16 protein-coding genes are annotated in these 17,810 nt (G+C 63.2%); 8 read left to right on the top strand and 8 right to left on the bottom strand.

Annotated features, from left to right (window positions below):
• Positions 1-166 precede the first annotated feature (166 nt).
• On the bottom strand, positions 167-616 hold the full coding sequence (locus DU490_RS04375; protein ID WP_114573118.1) for a YaiI/YqxD family protein: 450 nt from the start codon (positions 614-616) through the stop codon (positions 167-169).
• A gap of 433 nt (positions 617-1,049) precedes the next feature.
• On the opposite strand from DU490_RS04375, the gene DU490_RS04370 reads away from it, so the two are divergent.
• A complete protein-coding gene (locus tag DU490_RS04370) occupies positions 1,050-2,759 on the top strand; it encodes a DEAD/DEAH box helicase (RefSeq protein ID WP_114573117.1) in 1,710 nt (569 codons plus the stop codon).
• Positions 2,760-3,176: 417 nt separating this feature from the next.
• On the opposite strand, the gene argE is transcribed toward DU490_RS04370, so the two are convergent.
• Positions 3,177-4,337, bottom strand: a complete 1,161-nt coding sequence (argE, locus tag DU490_RS04365) for an acetylornithine deacetylase (RefSeq protein ID WP_114573116.1) — start codon at positions 4,335-4,337, stop codon at positions 3,177-3,179.
• A gap of 336 nt (positions 4,338-4,673) precedes the next feature.
• On the opposite strand from argE, the gene katG reads away from it, so the two are divergent.
• From katG to DU490_RS04335, 6 genes are all read left to right on the top strand, one after another.
• Positions 4,674-6,899: a catalase/peroxidase HPI gene (katG, locus tag DU490_RS04360; RefSeq protein WP_181869955.1), complete on the top strand. Its 2,226-nt coding sequence runs from the start codon at positions 4,674-4,676 to the stop codon at positions 6,897-6,899.
• Between the two features lie 133 nt (positions 6,900-7,032).
• Positions 7,033-7,281, top strand: a complete 249-nt coding sequence (locus DU490_RS04355) for a hypothetical protein (protein WP_114573115.1) — start codon at positions 7,033-7,035, stop codon at positions 7,279-7,281.
• Positions 7,282-7,583: 302 nt separating this feature from the next.
• The gene (locus tag DU490_RS04350) at positions 7,584-7,913 is read left to right on the top strand and encodes a type I restriction-modification enzyme R subunit C-terminal domain-containing protein (protein ID WP_258801264.1); all 330 of its coding nucleotides are present in this window, start codon (positions 7,584-7,586) and stop codon (positions 7,911-7,913) included.
• A 201-nt stretch (positions 7,914-8,114) separates the two neighbouring features.
• Complete coding sequence (locus DU490_RS04345; protein ID WP_114573113.1) at positions 8,115-9,275, top strand: Fic family protein; 1,161 nt, start codon at positions 8,115-8,117, stop codon at positions 9,273-9,275.
• Positions 9,276-9,460: 185 nt separating this feature from the next.
• Positions 9,461-9,814, top strand: a complete 354-nt coding sequence (locus tag DU490_RS04340; RefSeq protein ID WP_114573112.1) for a hypothetical protein — start codon at positions 9,461-9,463, stop codon at positions 9,812-9,814.
• Between the two features lie 12 nt (positions 9,815-9,826).
• Positions 9,827-10,291: a hypothetical protein gene (locus tag DU490_RS04335; protein WP_114573111.1), complete on the top strand. Its 465-nt coding sequence runs from the start codon at positions 9,827-9,829 to the stop codon at positions 10,289-10,291.
• Here the strand turns inward: DU490_RS04335 and DU490_RS04330 are convergent.
• From DU490_RS04330 to DU490_RS04315, 4 genes are all read right to left on the bottom strand, one after another.
• A complete protein-coding gene (locus tag DU490_RS04330) occupies positions 10,280-10,597 on the bottom strand; it encodes a CcdB family protein (protein WP_114573110.1) in 318 nt (105 codons plus the stop codon). The two genes, DU490_RS04335 and DU490_RS04330, sit on opposite strands and share 12 nt — an antisense overlap.
• A complete protein-coding gene (locus DU490_RS04325) occupies positions 10,597-10,842 on the bottom strand; it encodes a type II toxin-antitoxin system CcdA family antitoxin (protein ID WP_114573109.1) in 246 nt (81 codons plus the stop codon). The genes DU490_RS04330 and DU490_RS04325 overlap by 1 nt, the downstream gene beginning before the upstream one ends.
• A 166-nt stretch (positions 10,843-11,008) precedes the next feature.
• Entirely contained in the window at positions 11,009-11,887 is an 879-nt protein-coding gene (locus DU490_RS04320) for an alpha/beta fold hydrolase (RefSeq protein WP_181869954.1), read from the bottom strand.
• 163 nt (positions 11,888-12,050) lie between these two features.
• Positions 12,051-12,473 carry a phasin family protein gene (locus DU490_RS04315; protein WP_114573107.1) on the bottom strand — a complete coding sequence of 141 codons (423 nt, stop codon included), beginning with the start codon at positions 12,471-12,473 and terminating at the stop codon, positions 12,051-12,053.
• A gap of 333 nt (positions 12,474-12,806) precedes the next feature.
• Here DU490_RS04315 and DU490_RS04310 point away from each other — a divergent pair, with 333 nt between their 5' ends.
• Entirely contained in the window at positions 12,807-13,025 is a 219-nt protein-coding gene (locus tag DU490_RS04310) for a hypothetical protein (RefSeq protein ID WP_027962492.1), read from the top strand.
• A gap of 103 nt (positions 13,026-13,128) precedes the next feature.
• On the opposite strand, the gene DU490_RS04305 is transcribed toward DU490_RS04310, so the two are convergent.
• Positions 13,129-16,431 (bottom strand): AAA family ATPase, encoded by a 3,303-nt coding sequence (locus DU490_RS04305; protein ID WP_114573106.1) that lies wholly within the window; start codon positions 16,429-16,431, stop codon positions 13,129-13,131.
• Positions 16,428-17,744, bottom strand: a complete 1,317-nt coding sequence (locus DU490_RS04300) for an exonuclease SbcCD subunit D C-terminal domain-containing protein (protein ID WP_114573105.1) — start codon at positions 17,742-17,744, stop codon at positions 16,428-16,430. Before DU490_RS04300 ends, DU490_RS04305 begins: the two co-directional genes overlap by 4 nt.
• Between the last annotated feature and the right edge of the window lie 66 nt (positions 17,745-17,810).

Below are 17,810 nucleotides of genomic sequence, written 5' to 3'. Positions count from 1 at the left end.
CAGCTGTTGGAGCGCTGCTCTGCATCGCGACTGGCGCCGGCAGGCGCCCCGGCGGAGGCCACGGCGTTGGCGGTGATCGCCAACATGGGCAACACCGCCGGGAGGCTAGCGCCTCCAGTCGTGATCTAAAGATGCTCCTACAAAGGGGAAATCGCCTGCCCGCCTCTTACCGCTGCTTCGCTAGCCACCTGTCCAGCGCATTGGCGAACTCACGTCGGTCGGTGTCGCTGTAACCCTTGGGGCCGCCGGTGTGTTCGCCGCTGGCGCGCAGCGTCTCCATGAAATCCCGCATCTGTACCCGCGCCTTGATATTGCCCTTGTCGAGCATTTCGCCACGGGTGGTCATCACCGCCGCGCCTTTTTCGATGGCCTCCAGGGCCAGCGGCAGGTCCGAGGTGAGCAGCAGGTCACCGGAGGCGAGGCGGGCGACGATCTCGTTGTCGGCGGCGTCGAAGCCTTGGCTCACCGCAAGCGATTTGACGCAGCGTGAGGGCGGCAGCGGAATCGTATGGTTGGCCACGAACCAGGTGGGGGTATCGGTACGCTCGGCGGCGCGCACGATAATCTCGCGTGCCACTTTGGGGCAGGCGTCGGCATCGACCCACAGGGTTGGCATTGGCAGGCTCCTTGATGAGGGGGCATGGCCGTTAGCGTGGAAAGTGCTGGCCAGGGGAAAGCACCGATGGTAGCATGCGCCCTCCTCGCATGTGCTGACCCCGCCATCATGACGATTCGCCGGTGCTGAAGTTGCCCGAGCCGAATCACCGAGACCTGCGGTCATCTACCGACAGTGTCCGAGATGTGAAGATGGAGCGCCACCAGATGCCGCCAACAGGCGACATCGGCGCAGAAAGGTCGCCTTAGCGGTTCGCAAGCCCCAGGGCGCGAACCGGATGCCAGGTGCGACCGGCGTCCCCGATACCGTGACTCGCTCTGCCCTTCGGCCAATGATGGCCCTCGACAAGCGCAGTGCGCCCGACCGTTGTTTTGCGTCGGGGATGCCTCAATGTGATTTTGCCGGCCACTGCCGGCCTACCAAGGTGTGATTGATGACCTCGACTTCTGTCGCTTCGCCGAGCTTCGGCGATCTTGCTCTGTTGCCTGCCGTTCTCTCCGCTGTGGAAACACTGGGCTACGAAACTCCTTCGCCCATTCAGCTGCAGACCATTCCTGCCCTGCTGGAAGGGCGTGACATGCTGGGCCAGGCCCAGACCGGCACCGGCAAGACCGCTGCCTTTGCGCTGCCGATTCTGTCTCGCCTGGAGCTGACTCGCCGTGAGCCCCAGGTATTGGTCATGGCGCCGACCCGTGAACTGGCCCAGCAGGTAGCCGTGTCGTTCAGCAAGTACGGCCAGAACCTCAAGGGCCTGGAAGTCGCTACCCTGTGCGGTGGCCAGGAATACCGTGAGCAGTTGGGCGCCCTGAAGCGCGGCGCCCAGGTCGTGGTCGGCACCCCCGGCCGCATCATCGATCACCTGGATCGCGGTAGCCTCAAGCTCGACGGCCTTTCTGCCCTGGTGCTCGACGAAGCCGATGAGATGCTGCGCATGGGCTTCATCGACGACGTCAAGCGTGTAGTCGCCGATACGCCCAAGGATGCCCAACGGGTCTTCTTCTCCGCGACGCTTCCGGCCGAAATCGAGCGCATCGTCAATCGCTACCTGGTCGATCCTGTCAAGGTCATGATCGAAGCCAGCGTGGGTACTGCCGCCAGCATCGACCAGCGTCTGGTGCGCGTCGAAGGCGGTGCCAAGCTGGAAGCGCTGTCGCGCATCCTCGAGGTCGAGCCGGTCGATGGCGCCATCGTCTTCGTGCGGACTCGTGCTGCCTGCACCACCCTGATGGAGCAGCTCTCCGCCCGCGGCGTGAACGTGGCGAGCCTCTCCGGTGACCTGGACCAGAGCCTGCGCGAGCGCACCATCACTCGTCTCAAGCGCGGCAAGGTCGATGTGCTGATCGCCACCGACGTGGCCGCCCGCGGTCTCGACGTGTCGCGGATCACGCACGTCATCAACTATGACCTGCCCCAGGACAGCGAAGCCTACACCCACCGTATCGGCCGTACTGGCCGTGCGGGCCGGACCGGCATCGCGATCACCTTCGTCGGCTCTCGCGAGCTGCGCAAGGTGCGCTGGATGGAGCAGGCCACCGGTCAGCACATGGCCGATATGCCGATCCCCGACGAAGCCGCCATCCGCGCCCATCGGGATGATGCCTTCTTCCTGCGTACCCAGGGTGCACTGACCGCCGGTGCTGAAGAGCAGCGTGCGCTGATCGAGCGCCTGGTCGCCGAAGGGCACGACCCGGTCGAGCTGGCCTGTGCCTTTGCCGCCATGGCCCGCGCCGACGAAGCACCCATCGGCCGCATGCAGCCGCCGCGCAAGGAGCGTACCGAGCGTGCACCTGTATCACGCGACGGCAAGCCGGCGCGTCGCGAGCGGGGCCCCAGCGAGGGCATGACCCGCTATCGCGTCGCTGTGGGCCACAAGGATGGCGTCAAACCGGGCCAACTGGTCGGCGCTCTGGCCAATGAGGGTGGCATCGAAGGTGCCCGTATCGGTCGCATCGACATTCGCAACGCCTTCTCCGTGGTGGAGTTGCCGAGCTCGCTGCCGGCCAGCATCCTCGACAAGATGGCACGGGCCCGTGTCGCCGGTCGTCCGCTGGAAATCAGCGAAGATGCCGGTGCTACTGCCGAGCGTGCTCCGCGCCGCCGCCAGGACGGTGACGCTCCGATCCGCCGCCGCACCAGCGCCTGATCGCTGCCGGGCACAGGTCCGGCAGGCGTGAAAGACGAAGCCCTCGTACCGTTCCGGTACGAGGGCTTTCTTTTGGTTCTTCACACTTTGGCGTGAATCTGCTCTGCACAGACTGCATTGTGGAAGGACGCTTCGGCGATAGCGACGCAGGCGCTCCTTGTTGGAGCGCTCGGTTCGGCGCCCCGACTCTGCACCGCGACTGGCGCCGATAGGCGCCTTGGCGGGCACCACCGGCGCATGAACGTTTCACTGTTGGAGCGCTGCTCCGCATCGCGACTGGCACCGATAGGCGCCTCAGCGGAGGCCACGGCGTTGGCGATGGTCGCTGGCACTGGCAACCCCGCCGGGAGGCCTACGGCCTCTTCACGCCAGTCTGCGTAGAACCTTTCTTTTATGCGCAGGTTCGTGAAATGCTGCTCAGGCCCGACGACTTTCCAGCCGCGTGCCCAGGGCCCGCATGAACTCGCTGCCCGCCACAAGCTGTTCGCTCTCGATATACTCGTCGGGCTGGTGTGCCTGGGCGATGCTGCCTGGGCCACAGATCAGCGTGGGTAGGCCGACGCGCTGGAACTGGCCGGCCTCGGTGGCATAGGCCACGGCGCCGCTGGGCCGTTCGCCGAGCAGCTCGCGACACAAACCGAGCACCTCGGCATTGTTGTCGTCAGCCAGCGCCGGCACCGTGACGTTGAGCGCCTCTGTGACGATGCTCGTTTCCGGGGCGATGCGCTGCATTTCAGCCTCGAGCTTTGCGGCAGAGGCATTCACACGGCTGAGCAGATCCTCGAAGCGGTCCTGGGGCAGGTGACGGATTTCCCAGTCGAAGGTGCATTCGCGGGCCATGATGTTGATCGCGGTCCCGCCGGCAATCTTGCCCACGTGCAGGCTGGAGTGGACGACGTTGAAGGCTTCGTCCACGCGCCCCTCGGCACGCAGCTCGGCCATCACATCCTCGATCTTCGTCACCAGCCGGGCAGCCACATGGATGGCCGAGACACCCTGGTTGACCTGGCTGGAGTGAGAGGCAAGGCCGGTCACGGTGGTACGCAGGTTGGTGGCGCCCTTGTGAGCCACCACCGGCTGCATCAGGGTCGGCTCACCGACGATCACCGCGATGGGGCGCGGATGGTTGGCCATCAGTTGGTCGATCATGCGCGGGGCACCGAGGCAGCCGACCTCCTCGTCATAGGAGAAGGCGAGGTAAATCGGCTTCGTGAGCTCCTGCTGCACCCAGCTCGGCACCTCGGCCAGGGCGCAGGCGATAAAGCCTTTCATGTCGCAGGTGCCGCGTCCGTAGAGACGCCCATCCTCCTTGTCGACCAGAGTGAAGGGGTCTGTGCTCCAGGGCTGGCCCACTACTGGCACCACATCGGTATGGCCGGACAGAACAACACCGCCTTCCACCGCAGGGCCAACGCGCGCCAGCAGGTTGGCCTTGCTGCCGTCATCGTTAACGATCCGCCAATGCTCGACATCGTGTTCGTCGAGATAGGCCTCTACGAAACGAATCAGGTCGAGATTGGATTCGCGGGAAACGGTGGCAAAGCCCACCAGGCGTTCAAGCAGCTCGGCTGCTGTCATGATGCTCTCCTGTCCTTGTATTGCCGTTAGCCTACCACGCTCGTGTTTAGCGGACAGGCCAATGGTGGTTGGCCGCGTGCCGATCATTTCTGCTATTCCGAGGCACATCAGGAGGATTCTGCCAGCAGGCTATAGAATTCTAGTATCTAATTAAGAATAGCTATCGATAGATTGTTGAAAATCAAATCCCGTACCATCTGATAAAGCTGTTATACCTGTAATACCTGTTCTTACATTAAGGAAAGGCCAAATATTTGCCTCACTGACCATCATGGAGCGATAGATTTTTTTCATTGAGGCTGCAGCCAAAAGACGTAGTAATACGTGGAGAGCGATATGGATCAGAAAGTCGACAGCACCGGGGGCAAGTGCCCCGTCATGCATGGATCTCGAACCAAGCCAGGAGACTCGGGCAAGTCGATCCATGACTGGTGGCCCAATCTGCTGAATCTGAATATTCTTCATCAGCACCCCCCGAAATCCAACCCGTTGGGCGGGGAGTTCAACTATGCCGAGGCGTTTGAGCAACTCGATCTGGCAGCGGTGAAGAGGGACCTCGAGACCCTGATGACCGACTCCCAGGAGTGGTGGCCGGCTGACTACGGGCACTATGGCCCGTTCTTTATCCGCATGGCGTGGCACAGCGCGGGCACCTACCGTGTGGGGGACGGCCGGGGTGGAGCCGGCACCGGCTCACAGCGTTTTGCTCCGATCAACAGCTGGCCGGATAACGGCAACCTGGACAAGGCGCGTCGGCTGCTGTGGCCGATCAAGCAGAAGTATGGCAACAAGCTCTCCTGGGCCGATCTCTATATCCTCACAGGCAACGTCGCCCTGGAGTCAATGGGCTTCAAGACATTTGGCTTCGCTGGTGGCCGCGAGGACATCTATCAGCCGGAAGAAGACATTTACTGGGGGGCCGAGGAGGAGTGGCTGGCTACGAGTGACAAGGCCAACAGCCGTTACAGCGGTGAGCGCGAACTCGAAAACCCCCTGGCCGCGGTGCAGATGGGCCTCATCTATGTGAACCCGGAAGGCCCGGATGGGAATCCGGATCCTCTGTTATCGGCCAGAGACATTCGCGACACCTTCGCGCGCATGGCCATGAACGACTACGAGACAGTAGCGCTGACCGCCGGCGGCCACACTTTCGGCAAGACACATGGCGCCGGTGATCCCGGTCACGTAGGCCCGGAGCCCGAAGCTGCCCCTATTGAAGCCATGGGGTTAGGCTGGAAGAGCGACCACGGCAGTGGCAAGGGCCGCGACACCATCACCAGTGGCCTGGAAGGAGCCTGGACCCCGACGCCTACCCGTTGGGACATGAGCTACTTCGATGTGCTGTTCGGCTATGAATGGGAGTTGACCAAGAGCCCGGCCGGCGCTCAGCAGTGGCAGCCGAAGGGTCTTGCCGAGAAGGACATGGCGCCGGATGCCGAAGACGCCTCCCAGCGTGTGCCGATCATGATGTCCACTGCGGACATGGCCATGCGCGAAGATCCGGAGTATCGCAAGATCTCCGAACACTTCCACAGGAATCCTGAAGCGTTCGCTGACGCCTTCGCCCGCGCCTGGTTCAAGCTGACCCACCGCGACATGGGACCGAAGGCGCGCTATCTCGGCCCGGAAGTGCCGGCGGAGGACCTGATCTGGCAGGACCCGGTACCCGCTGTCGATCATGAGCTGATCAATGCACGGGACATTGCCGACCTGAAGGGCAAGATCCTGGGCTCCGGGCTCTCCGCTGACGAACTGGTGTATACCGCCTGGTCGTCGGCCTCTACCTTCCGCGGCTCCGACATGCGTGGCGGCGCCAATGGCGCGCGTATCCGCCTGGCCCCGCAGAAGGATTGGGAGGTCAACCAGCCCGAGCAACTGGCCAGGGTGCTGAAGACCCTTGGCGGTATCCAGAACGACTTCAATTCAGCCCAGGCAGGCAGCAAGAAGGTGTCGTTGGCCGACCTTATCGTGCTGGGCGGCTGTGCCGCCATCGAGAAGGCAGCGAAGGATGCCGGTCACGACATCGAGGTACCGTTTACGCCGGGTCGCACTGACGCCACCGATGAGCAGACCGACGCCGAGTCCTTCGAGTGGCTGCGCCCCGAGGCCGATGGCTTCCGTAATTACTACCGGGCACGGTTTACCGTCTCTGACGAGGAGATGCTGGTCGACAAGGCCCAGCTGTTGGGGCTCTCCGCACCTGAAATGACCGTGCTGGTGGGGGGCATGCGTGTGCTGGATGCCAATTACGGCAAGTCACGCCACGGCGTATTCACCAGCAGCCCCGGCACGCTGAACAACGACTTCTTCGTCAACCTGGTCGACATGAGCACGGAGTGGCAGCCGTCCTCGACCGATGCCGATGTATTCGAGGGCCGCGATCGCAGCAGTGGCGAGTTGAAGTGGACGGGAACGCGCGTGGACCTGGTGTTCGGCTCCAACTCCCAACTGCGAGCCATCGCCGAGATCTACGCCCAGGACGATGCCAAGGAGAAGTTCGTCAAGGACTTCGTCTCGGCATGGAGCAAAGTGATGAACGCGGACCGCTTCGACCTCGCCTGATAGCAGTCAAGCGAGAGGTGACAGGGGTGCCCCGGCAACGGGGCGCTTTTTTAATTTGAAAGGGAACTGCCAGGGAGGTCACCTACATGGTCTATGCTGAATGTGAATCCTTGAGCAGATTGAGGAGATGGGCATGCTGAACAAGCTGGGAATAGCCTTGTACTTTCTCTTTTGGGCAGCAGCCATCGTTGTGCTTTTCGCTCTGATGGCTGGCCTGGTCTATCTGATCGCTATCGATCAACAGCCCATAAGCTGGAATCTTGTCTCAGGCAGCCTGTTCTTTATCATACTTGCCGGAATTTTCTGGGTCTGCGCCCAGGTAGCAAGGCACTGTCTGACAGATGGAAGCTCAGCGCCACCGGACAGGCATGCATCGCCTTGATGAGAGCGTTCAAGGCCTGGAGGCCGATAGATAGAACGAAGGCCGAGTGAAGTGTCACTCGGCCTTTGTCATTTTGGCTGTAGGGTTACGGCTCATAGTGCTTCATGAGCTGGCTCCTGAAAGTGTTTGATGGCAGGCTAGGCAGGCACCAGTAAAAAGCTGCCGGTAGAGCAGCCCCTGGCACGGGGTCGGGAATACGCATGCAGGGATAACAAGACCGTAGCAATAGCGGAAACTTCGCTTTCCTGGCCGGGCACGATCCAGTCTTTCTTGATCTTTCCTCAAGTGCAGAGCATGCCTTTGTGCATGACCCCAATACCACCCTGATCAAACTTCGCCAGCTCGGCGAGGCAGTAGCCCAGGACATCGCCGTCAGCATCGTCGGCCACAGTCGCCGTGCCGCCCTGGGCGAGGCGTTGATTCCCTTCGAGCAGCGGGTGCGCGACGCCATGCGGCGCATCTACGCCCTGCATGCCTGGACACCCAGCCAGCGCAAGTGGCTCGACCGCCTGGCCAGGCAGCTGACTCACGAAGTGGTGCTCGACCGAGCCTTAATCAACCATCGCTTCGCCGATCATGGTGGCCTGAAGCAGCTCGATGCCCTCAACGACGCCCTCTGGGAAGCGAGCTGACGTGTCCATGGCGTCGACATGTCGCAGTGACATGTTCGCGAAACGCGATTTTTTCGACACGTCCCCAGAGCATGTCGATGGCACGAACATATCGGCAGGCAAGGAGAGCGCGAAAGTAAAATAGCGCAGGGCCTTATTTTATTTTCAGCTACAAATTAAAATAAGCCGCATCCTTATTTTAATCGAACCTCAGGTGAATCCATGGATCGCGGGCTGACAGGCCACTACGTAGACAGTATTGCTGGTGGGGTGCGCTGCGAAGCGTTCCTGCCCGATCCGCTGCCACCCCAGCCGCCCCTGACGCTGGATGGCAAGCTACAGCAGCGCATCAACCACGCCATGCTCTCCCTTGGGCGCCTCGACGCCATCAGCACCCTGCTGCCTGAAGCCTCGCTGTTTCTTTACAGCTATGTGCGCAAGGAAGCGGTCATGTCGTCGCAAATCGAGGGCACCCAGTCCTCTCTCAGCGACCTGATGCTTTACGAGATGGAGGGCATGCCGGGCGTGCCCATGGATGATGTGCAGGAAGTCTCCTGCTACGTGAATGCGCTGACGCTCGGCGTGCAGCGCATACGCGAGGGATTTCCCATCAGCCATCGACTGGCCATGGAGATGCACACCGCCCTCATGAAGTCGGGACGCGGTATACACCGGGGGCCGGGCGTGTTTCGCAGCAACCAGGCCTGGCTGGGGGGGCATCGCCCCGACGAGGCGGTTTTCGTTCCGCCGCCGCCTCAGCATCTCGCCGAATGTTGGGCGGCGCTCGAGCGCTTCATCAACGACATTCCCGAAGCGACGGACCCATTGCTCAAGGCCGCCCTGACCCATGTGCAGTTCGAGACCATCCACCCCTTCATGGATGGCAATGGGCGCCTGGGGCGCCTGCTGATTCCGTTGATCCTGGTAGAGGCCGGCATTCTCAAGGAGCCGCTGCTTTATCTCTCCGTATTCTTCAAGCAGCATCGGCAGACCTACTACGAGCGGCTACAGCAGGTAAGGGTGACCGGCGACTGGGAGGCTTGGCTGCTTTTCTTCGTGGATGCCGTTGCGTATACGGCCACTCAGGCAGTGGCCACTGCCCAGCAGCTCAACAAGCTGCGCGAGCAGGACAAGGCCCGCCTGGCAGAGCTGGGTCGTCAGGCTGGTTCGGCAGGTCTCTTGCTGGATGCGCTATTCCAGCAACCCATCGCCAACATCAATCATCTATGCCAGCGCACAGGTCTGACACCTGCGACAGTCGGCAAGTTGCTCACCGCATTGGAAAAAGAGTTCGGGATCGTTAACGAGCTTACCGGGCAGAAGCGTAATCGAATCTACGCCTATCGTGCCTATATCGACATTCTCAATCAGGATCCCTTATGACCCAGAGCGACATCGTTCAGAAGCTGTGGAACCTCTGTTTCCGCCGAAGCGCTGCTGGGCGGATCAAGGTGGAGAAGGCCAGGCAGAAGCCCGCGGACCGGCGGCGGAAGAAGAGTGCAGCGGAAACGACAGGCTAGTCGCCATATCTAGAAATCAACCTGTCGAATGGAGGGGAGGGAAAACCTATGTTGAATCGATCAGCTCTATTACTGCGCTACAAGGCCCCTGCCGTGCAGTGGATCAATGACGCCGACCCTGCCCCAAGTGGCAGGGCAATAACGGCTGAAGAGGTCAATCGCGACCGCACCGTCTATCTGGTCAGTGATGAGGTATCCGCATCGCCGACGAAGGTCAGGCAGTGGGTCAAGGCCAACTGGCGCAACCTGTTCGAGTCGGAGCTGGAGGCGTGGTACACCGCCCCTTCGCTTTGGCCAAAGCGTACCCTGAAACGTTTCGATGAGTGGTTTGAGGTCGAGTGTCACAGCATGATGATCGATACGCTGGGTACGCCCATCGTCGACGATGAGGCGGCAGAATAACCGGGAGACGCCATGAAGCCCTTTTCCATCCTGCTGATCCGAGTGCTGGGCCTTTACCTCTTTCTGAAGACACTGTTCTCGGTGCTACCAGCGCTGATCGGGCCCATGGGCAGCGAGTTCTGGTCTGCGGCGATGTTACCGATGCTGATTGCCACGGTGGCCGTGCCAATGGTGGGGGGCGTATTGCTGTGGTGCTTCGCCGGCCGCCTGGCGGGCAGGCTGCATGGCGATGGCGAGGTTCGTGTCAAGGATGACGACCTGGTGCGGGCCGGTACCTTCCTGATTGGCGTCTATCTGGTGGTGCGCCACGTCGGCGTGTTGGTGGGGGTGTACTCTACGTCCGGTGCCGTGGCCTATGACGCCTTGGTCGTCGTGGTCGCGGGCCTGGGCATGATGCTGGGCGGAGGTGAGAGACCGGGTGGAGGGAAGGCACCTTCGGTAGCGATGGCGCACTCGCTGATCGCATCAGATGCCTGACATAAGGAAATCGATGGAAGCAATTATCTGCTCTCTATAGCTGCCAAGATCATGAACGGCTTTGCCGAGACGTTTCCTTTCGATACCTGCAAGCTCCTGTGTCATGGCGACATAGCGCCTGCCGTCGATTTCGAGGCTTGGATTCAGATAAGAAAGGCGCATGTTTTCGGCTAGGTCGGCAGGGCAAAGAGGTACGACCACGGTCGTTCGGAGTTCGCCAAGCAAGTCACTCTGGATATCGAGAAGGTAGGGGTAACGTTCACGCGAGGCCGGGTTGCGGTTCTGGTAGGCGTGGAACTGGGTCATCAGAATTGCCGCTCGTTATCACCGAAGGTGCCGTGCTCCTCCGTGTATTGATTGTAGGCACTGATGGCGTCAGCGTTTTCTCGCCGCCACCGCTCGCGCTGCTCCGCACGCACCTTTTCAGATAGGGCGTTTTCGAACGTCGCTGACAGGTTGACCCCGAGATGCCTCGCCTGCTGAAGCAGGTCGCTGTTGATGCTCACGTTGGTGGCCTTCTTAGGGGCTTGTACATCGTAGGGCTGGCTCATTGAAATGGCCTCGCAGGGACTATGCGCATAAGATATGCGCATAGTGTTCGTTCGGCAAGGTTGGATGTCGTATCTTGTAGCGTGGTGCTATGAAACTTTCCAGCCTGGTAGCTAACATTCTTGCCAGCGAGCTCTGCTGGCTCTGGACCTGGCCCCCTCGGCTGTCTCATGGTGGTGTGCCGATCATCCGTTCCAGCTCACGGTTGAAGGCCTCCGGCCTGGCCATGTGCAGGAAGTGGTCGGTATCTTCCATGATCACGGCGTCGAACTCGGGCAGCAACTGCCGGTTGGCTTCGGTGTCGGTCGGCCACAGGTCGGAGTTGATCGCCATCACGGGTATCGTCAGCTCCCTGAAATGCCGTGCCGCTTCACCATCGGCATGCCGCGCCAGCATAGCTTCCATGGCACTGATGGCCACCTCCGGCGGAGCGGCCGCCATGTCATGCATGACCCAGTCGCGGAGCTTGGGGTCGGTGCTCTCGATGAACATCGATGCCACGAACTGGCTCGCGGCCGGTGCAAAGTCTTGCTGTAGCGGGTCCAGCGTCCCGTCGCGCTGCTCCTGACTGATCTCCGCAGCCACTTGGTGGAAGGTGTCGACGCCGACGATTCCGATCACGCGCTCCGGCAACAGGCGTGCCGCTTCCACGCTGATCGGCCCGCCCATGGAGTGTCCGATGAGGATCGCCTGTTCCACTTCCAGGTCGTCCAGTACCGCCTTCATGTCCTCCCCGAAGGCCGGCGTAGTGAAGGACTCACGCTCCAGGCCAGAGTGGCCGTGCCCGGCAAGGTCGAGCGTCACCACTCTATGAGTCTGCGAAAAGTACGGTAGCTGCCCGCGCCAGTACCGCCCGTCGCAGCCCCAGCCATGAATGAAGACGAGCGTCGGTTCGCCGCTGCCCTGCACCTCGTAGGCAATCGGTACTCCGTCCGCCGACTCGGCCATCCGCGGCCAGTTGACTTCGTCTGCCAGCGCCGTGCTGGCAAGCGCCAACAGCAGCACCAGGCCCAGGTAACGCATGCCGTGCAATGCAAATCCCCTCATGACGCCTCCCTCGAGTTTTACCTGACTCATCCAGCATAGCCGAGCCAGCCGCGTCGTTTCGCGGAACTTGCGATCTGCTACCCCCCGATCGAAAACAGGCCGCCGATCATGGATCGGCGGCCTGGGATGTGGCGTCATCGTGGCCCCCGGCGGGGGCAAAGGCTTACTTGGCCTTGGGAGTGGCTTCCTTGACGGCCTTGGTGGCGGTCTCGGTAGTCTCTTTGGCGCTTTCCTTGGCCTGCTCGACGCTGTTTTCGGTCAGCTTCTGGCTTTCCTGAGCGAATTCCTGCTGCAGGGTTACTACCTTCTCGGCATCGCCCTTCAGGCGCTCAGTCAGGTCCTGGACCACCTGCTGCTGGCCTTCCAGATAGCTCTTCAGGCCTTCGGCGTCCTTGACCTCTGTCAGGCTGCGCAGTTGCGTCAGGTTGATGTCGGCATAGGCTTTGGTGGCCTCAAGCTGGGTATTGATCAGCTTTTCGGTGAAGTCGACGGAGAGGGCGGCGAAGGCGCGCGCCGGGGCGAAGAAAACGGACTCAAGCTGGGCGGTGTCAAATTGCTTGGCGTCGAATGCGAATGCGTTGGTCATGATGAGAACCTCCGGGGTTCTGAATGCGATGGAACGGGAGATTTCCGTTATGCTGCATTGCACAATAACAGGAATTTTTGTGCAATGCAACATAGTCCGGGAATGACGCCCCACTGACTCGTCCGAGGATGGCGCCCCACCCTGGTCCAGCTCATGGGCCGAATTCCACAACCAGCGACGAAGAAGCCGAAAAATATAGCCGATTACCATGCAAGGCGTTTGCTGCTGGCCCCCTCATCGCGCTGGTTTCAAGGTATGGTGGTGGTAGCACGAAGACGCACCGAGCCGGCCTTGGCAGGTGTTGTTCTGTTTTCTTTGATATAGGAGAAGCCCATGCAAGATATAAGACGTCTTGAGGTTGGCATGACCACAAAGATTGGTACTGATCAGGTGAAGGAGCCTGAGGTGGGCAGGGAATATGTCCGGGGGCTCGATTCCAATAGCTGGCTCCTGTTTACCGAAGATCCGGCTGAGGATCGCCCAGTTGTTGTTCGCATTGATAGCATTGACGGTGATGTGTGCCACTGCACGGTCACAAGAAAGCTAAGTTGATTGCAATTGTCCTGATGCATATTGAAAAATGTCTATCGGGGTAGGGAGTTGGAGGAAGTGAGTCGGCTGCCGGGTCAACTCCCGGCGCACCGAGCTATTCTCTTCAAGCACTCACCAGTCTTGCCCGGCTGGCGCCGTTGCCCAGCGGCTCCACCTTAATCTGCACCGGTATGCGTTCATGCATCTCCTGGATGTGAGAGATCACGCCGACGCGCCGTCCCTGGGCCTGCAGGCCGTCGAGGGCGTCCATGGCGAGTGCCAGCGACTGCGGGTCGAGGCTGCCGAAGCCTTCGTCGATGAACAGCGACTCGATCACCAGGTTACCCGAGGCCATCGAGGCCAGGCCCAGGGCCAGTGCCAGGGAGACGAGGAAGGTTTCGCCGCCGGAGAGGGAGTGCGCGGAGCGCTGCTCGTCGCCCATGTCATGATCGATGACCAGCATGCCCAGCGGGCTGCCGCCCCGCGCCAGGCGATAGCGTGGGGCGAGGTTGGCCAGGTGGGCGTTGGCGTGGTCGAGCAGCAGTTCCAGGTTGTAGGCCTGGGCGATGCGGCGGAAGGCTTTGCCGTCGGCGGATCCGATCAGTTCGCTGATGCGCCCCCAGCGGTGATGCTCGGTGCGCGCCGCTTCCAGTTCGGCCTGGCCAGCCTGTTGGCGTGCCCGGCGGCGGTCGTCGTCGCGCAGGGCGTGAACGGCGTCGTCCCGCCTTCGTTGGGCCTCCTGCAGTCCGGGCTCAAGGGCTTCCCGTTCAGCGGCCAGGGCTTCCCGGCGTCTGGCGATCCTCGCTTCGCACGCTTCGCCCAGTAGCTCTTCGTCGCTTTCGTCATCGGCCAGCCCCTGGGCGCGGCGGTGGCGAAGCAGGGCGGTGCGGCGTTCGGCCAGGGTGGCGGCGGCGCGCTGTCTGGCCTCGTCCGCTGCCTGCAGCCGGGCTTCGTAGCGGTCGGCTTCCTCCTGAGGCTGGGCCAGCAGGCGGGCGAGGGTGGTGTCGTCCAGCTCGGGGTGCGCCTGGCGCCACTCGCCGAGTGAGCGGGCGAGCTGGTCGCTCTCTTGCTGCAAGGTGCCGAGCTGCTGCTCCTGGTGGTCGAGTAGCTGAGTCAGGCGCTGCAGCTTTCGTTCAGCAGCATGTTGGCGGCTTAAGGCGGCATCCAGGGCCTGACGGGCCTGGGTCTCGGTGTGGTCGAGTCGTTGCTGCCAGGCCTCTGGCGTGGCGTAGTCGCCGAGCAGGGTGCGCAGGGCGGCGGCGGTCTCGTCATGCTGGCGCTGCAGGGCGGGGCGGCGTGCGTCCAGGTCGGCCAGCCGTGCCTCGGCGTTGGTCTTCTCGGTCGTCAGGCGCGTCAGCGCCAGCTCACCCTGGCGCAGCGACTCCTCCAGCGGTGCCAGTTCGGCCTCGGCGCGATGGAGCCGTTCAAGGGTGGCCTGGTGGGTATGGCGCTCGTTGCTGCTGTTCTGGCGCTGCAGGTTCAGCCAGGCGTCACGCTCGTCCGCCGCCACGGGGGTCAGTTCCTCCGTCAACGGGTGGGTATCGAGTGCCCGGCGAGCCGCTTGAAGACGCGCCTGTCCTGCCGGCTGCTCGTTCTGGTGCTGCTGCAGGGTATCCCGCACCACCTTGTACTGCGCCTGCAGCTCCTGGTGGGCATTCAGTGCCTGCTCGCAGTTTTTCCGGGCGTCATCGAGCTCGCGCTCCTCTTCGGCCTGTTGGGCGGCGAGCTGGGCCGCCTCGGGGGTGGCAGGGGGATGCTGGCGCCAGGGGTGGTCGCGCCCACCGCATACCGGACAGGGCTCGCCTTCCTGCAGGCCTTCACGAAGCATCACCACGCTGTCGCTCCGGGCGGCCCGGGCCCGTTCGATAAAGGCGCTCAGGCTGTCGTGGTGTGACTTTCGCGCTTCCAGGCGCTGGCGGGCGGCCTGACCCTCCCGGGTCAGCACCTCCAGGCATTCATGGGCTTCGGCAAGGCGCGTTTCGCGCTGCCGATGAGCGCGCTCGGCCTCGTGATATTCGCGCCAGACGCCCTGCAGTTCGCCCAGGGCCAGCTGGCGGCTGGCGGCCCTGTCGTGGGCCTGCTGAATGGCCTGGCGGGCGGCAGGCTGGTAGGTGTGGCACCCCATCAATTCGGCCAGGGTGGCCTGCCACTGGCGCTGCTGCTCGAGCCGCTGCTGCTGCTTTTCATGCTCCTGGCGGTGCTGCTCGCGGTGCCGAGCGGCCTGCTCCCGAGCACGCTCGCATTCGGCAGTCAGCTCAGCCAGTTCGCGCCGCCGCTGGGTCAGGGCGTGGTGCTGTTCACGTGCATGGTTCAGGTCGGGCTCGGCCTTGCGGCGCGCTTCGTTGGCCGCCTCCAGGGCCAGGGCGGCCTGGCGGTGGAGGCCGGTAGCGTCCTGTGCCTCCTGCTGGGCCCGAGCCAGGGCCTGGCGGGTGGTGTCGCGGGCATGCTCTGCCTCGGCGATCAGCCCGGGCAGGCGGGCCTGACGGGAGAGGTCCTGGCGGTGGGGAGCCATCAGGCGGCGCCACTGGTGGTCGGCACGCTGCTCAGCCAGCGCTTGCCAATGGGTGTCGGCTGCCTGCTGCTGGTCCAATCCCTCGACATGGGCCGCCTTGAGGTGGGCGTCGTCGCTGTGCCAGCGCTGCAGTGCCTTGAGCGACTCCTCCTGCCTTTGCAGGTGAGTGAGGGCTTGCTGGGTGGTCTCGGAGTCGTGTTCCAGCTCGGTTCGCAGCTCAGGGGCCGCGGGCAGATCGTCGGCCAGCCTGGCCTGCAGGGCATCGACGACGCCCTTCGCCTCCTTGGCGCGGCGATAGGCGGCCATGGAGATGGCGGAGTACTCGGTGGTGCCGGTCAGGCGCTCCAGCAGGTCGCTGCGGTCGTTGTCGTCGGCCTTGAGGAAGGCGGAAAATTCGCTCTGGGCCAGCAGCACGGCACGGGTGAACTGCTCGAAGCTGAGCCCCAGCACCTCGGGCAGGAGGCGGTCGAACTCCCGCTTCTGTGCGGTGAGAAGACGCCCGTCCTCGAGGTTGGTGAGCGATTGCTCCGCCGCCTGCAGGCGGCCTTCGGCCTTGTCGCGTGCCCGGCGCACCGCCCAGCGTGCGCGATAGCGATGGCCATCCCGGCCGAGGAAATCGACCTCGGCGTAGCCGCCAGCCGCACCGCGACGCAGCAGGGTGCGCGGGTCGAAGCTGGTCACGTCGCTGTCGCCGACGTCGGGCAGGCGCGTCTGGTCCTGGCGTGCCCCACGCAGCCGCGGGGTATTGCCGTAGAGCGCCAGGCAGAGGGCGTCGAGCAGGGTGCTCTTGCCGGCGCCGGTGGGGCCGGTGATGGCAAAGAGACCGGCGTCGGCCAGCGGCGGCTGAGTAAAGTCCAGCTCGTGGCTGCCGGCCAGGGAAGCGAGGTTCTCGAGGCGAATGGCAAGGATCTTCATGGCGTGCCTTCCTCCTCGGGTGACGTGTGATGCAGCACTTCCTGGCACAGGGCGTCGAAGTCGCGCAGGGTGTCGGCGTCCGGCATTGCGCCGTAGCTCTCCTGCCAGGCACGTTCGAACAGGGCGCGGGGGCCCAGGCTTTCCAGCGTTACCCGTGCCTCATGGCCGGTGCCGGTAGCGGCGGGAAAGCGGGTGTGGATACGCAGCAGGCGCACCGGGCAGTCGGCCAGCGCCGTCTCGATACGGTGGCGCAGGTCGGGGCGTGGAGCGTCGAGGTCGACGCGCACCTCGAGCCAGGGCCAGCGCTCGCGGGGAAGGGTGCTCTCGGCCGAGGCTTCATGCTCCTCTTCCTGCTCCGGCAGCGCTTCTTGTCCTTCACGTGGCAGGGCCTCCAGCTCGGTCAATACCTGGTCCAGGGGGGCGGGGCCGACACGCAGGAGTTCCACCGCGCGGGGAATGGCAATCGACTCGCTGCCGACCAGTGACTCGCCCTCGAGGGTGACCTCCACCACCTGGTGTGGATAGTTCACCTCGCTGAAGTCCATCGGCAGGGGGCTGCCGCTGTAGCGGATGCGCGGCTCGCCGACCTGCTGCGGACGGTGCAGGTGGCCCAGTGCCACGTAGGCGATGTCGTCGGGAAACAGCGCCGCCGAGATCGACTCCTCGCCGCCGATCACGATGGGCCGCTCGCTGTGTTCGGAGACCTTGGCGCCGCGCAGATGAGCATGGCTCATGGCCACCAGCGCCTGACCCGGGCGGCGCTGCCGACGGGCGGCGTCGATCAGCTCACGATGGACGCGCTGGATGCCGGCGATATAGTCGCCTTCGTGTTCGCCGTCGGCGGCATTCTGGCGTCGGTTGCCGGTGACCTCTGCGGGGCGCAGGAACGGCAGCGCTAGGCACCAGGCGCGTGTCTCGCCGTCGGCGTCGGTCAGTGGCACCAGCAGGCGCTCGGCGTCGAGGCTGCCGTCGTCGCACCAGCTGACCCGGCCGAGGGCATGGGCATTGAGGCGACGCATCAGCGGGCCGGGCAGTTCGATGCGGCTGCCGCTGTCGTGGTTGCCGGCGATCATCACGATATCGAGCCGTGGCAGGCGGCGGTGCGCCTCGACGATGAAGCCGTAGAGCTGCTCCTGGGCGCGCAGGGAGGGGTTGACCACATCGAACACATCGCCGGCGACCAGCAGGGCGTCGGGCTTTCGCGCCTCCAGGGTCTGGAGCAGCCAGTCGAGGAAGGCACTATGCTCGACATGGCGCTCCTGGCCGTGGAAGGTCTGGCCCAGGTGCCAGTCGGCGGTGTGGATCAGTTTCATCGAGCCTCTTCCCTGCTATGGTGACCAGCGACATGGAAGCGACAGTCTACGCGAGACGCAAGGACG

It is taken from the genome of Halomonas sp. DQ26W (genome assembly GCF_003339685.1).
GTDB lineage: Bacteria > Pseudomonadota > Gammaproteobacteria > Pseudomonadales > Halomonadaceae > Halomonas.
This window is presented reverse-complemented; position numbering and strand designations above follow the sequence as displayed.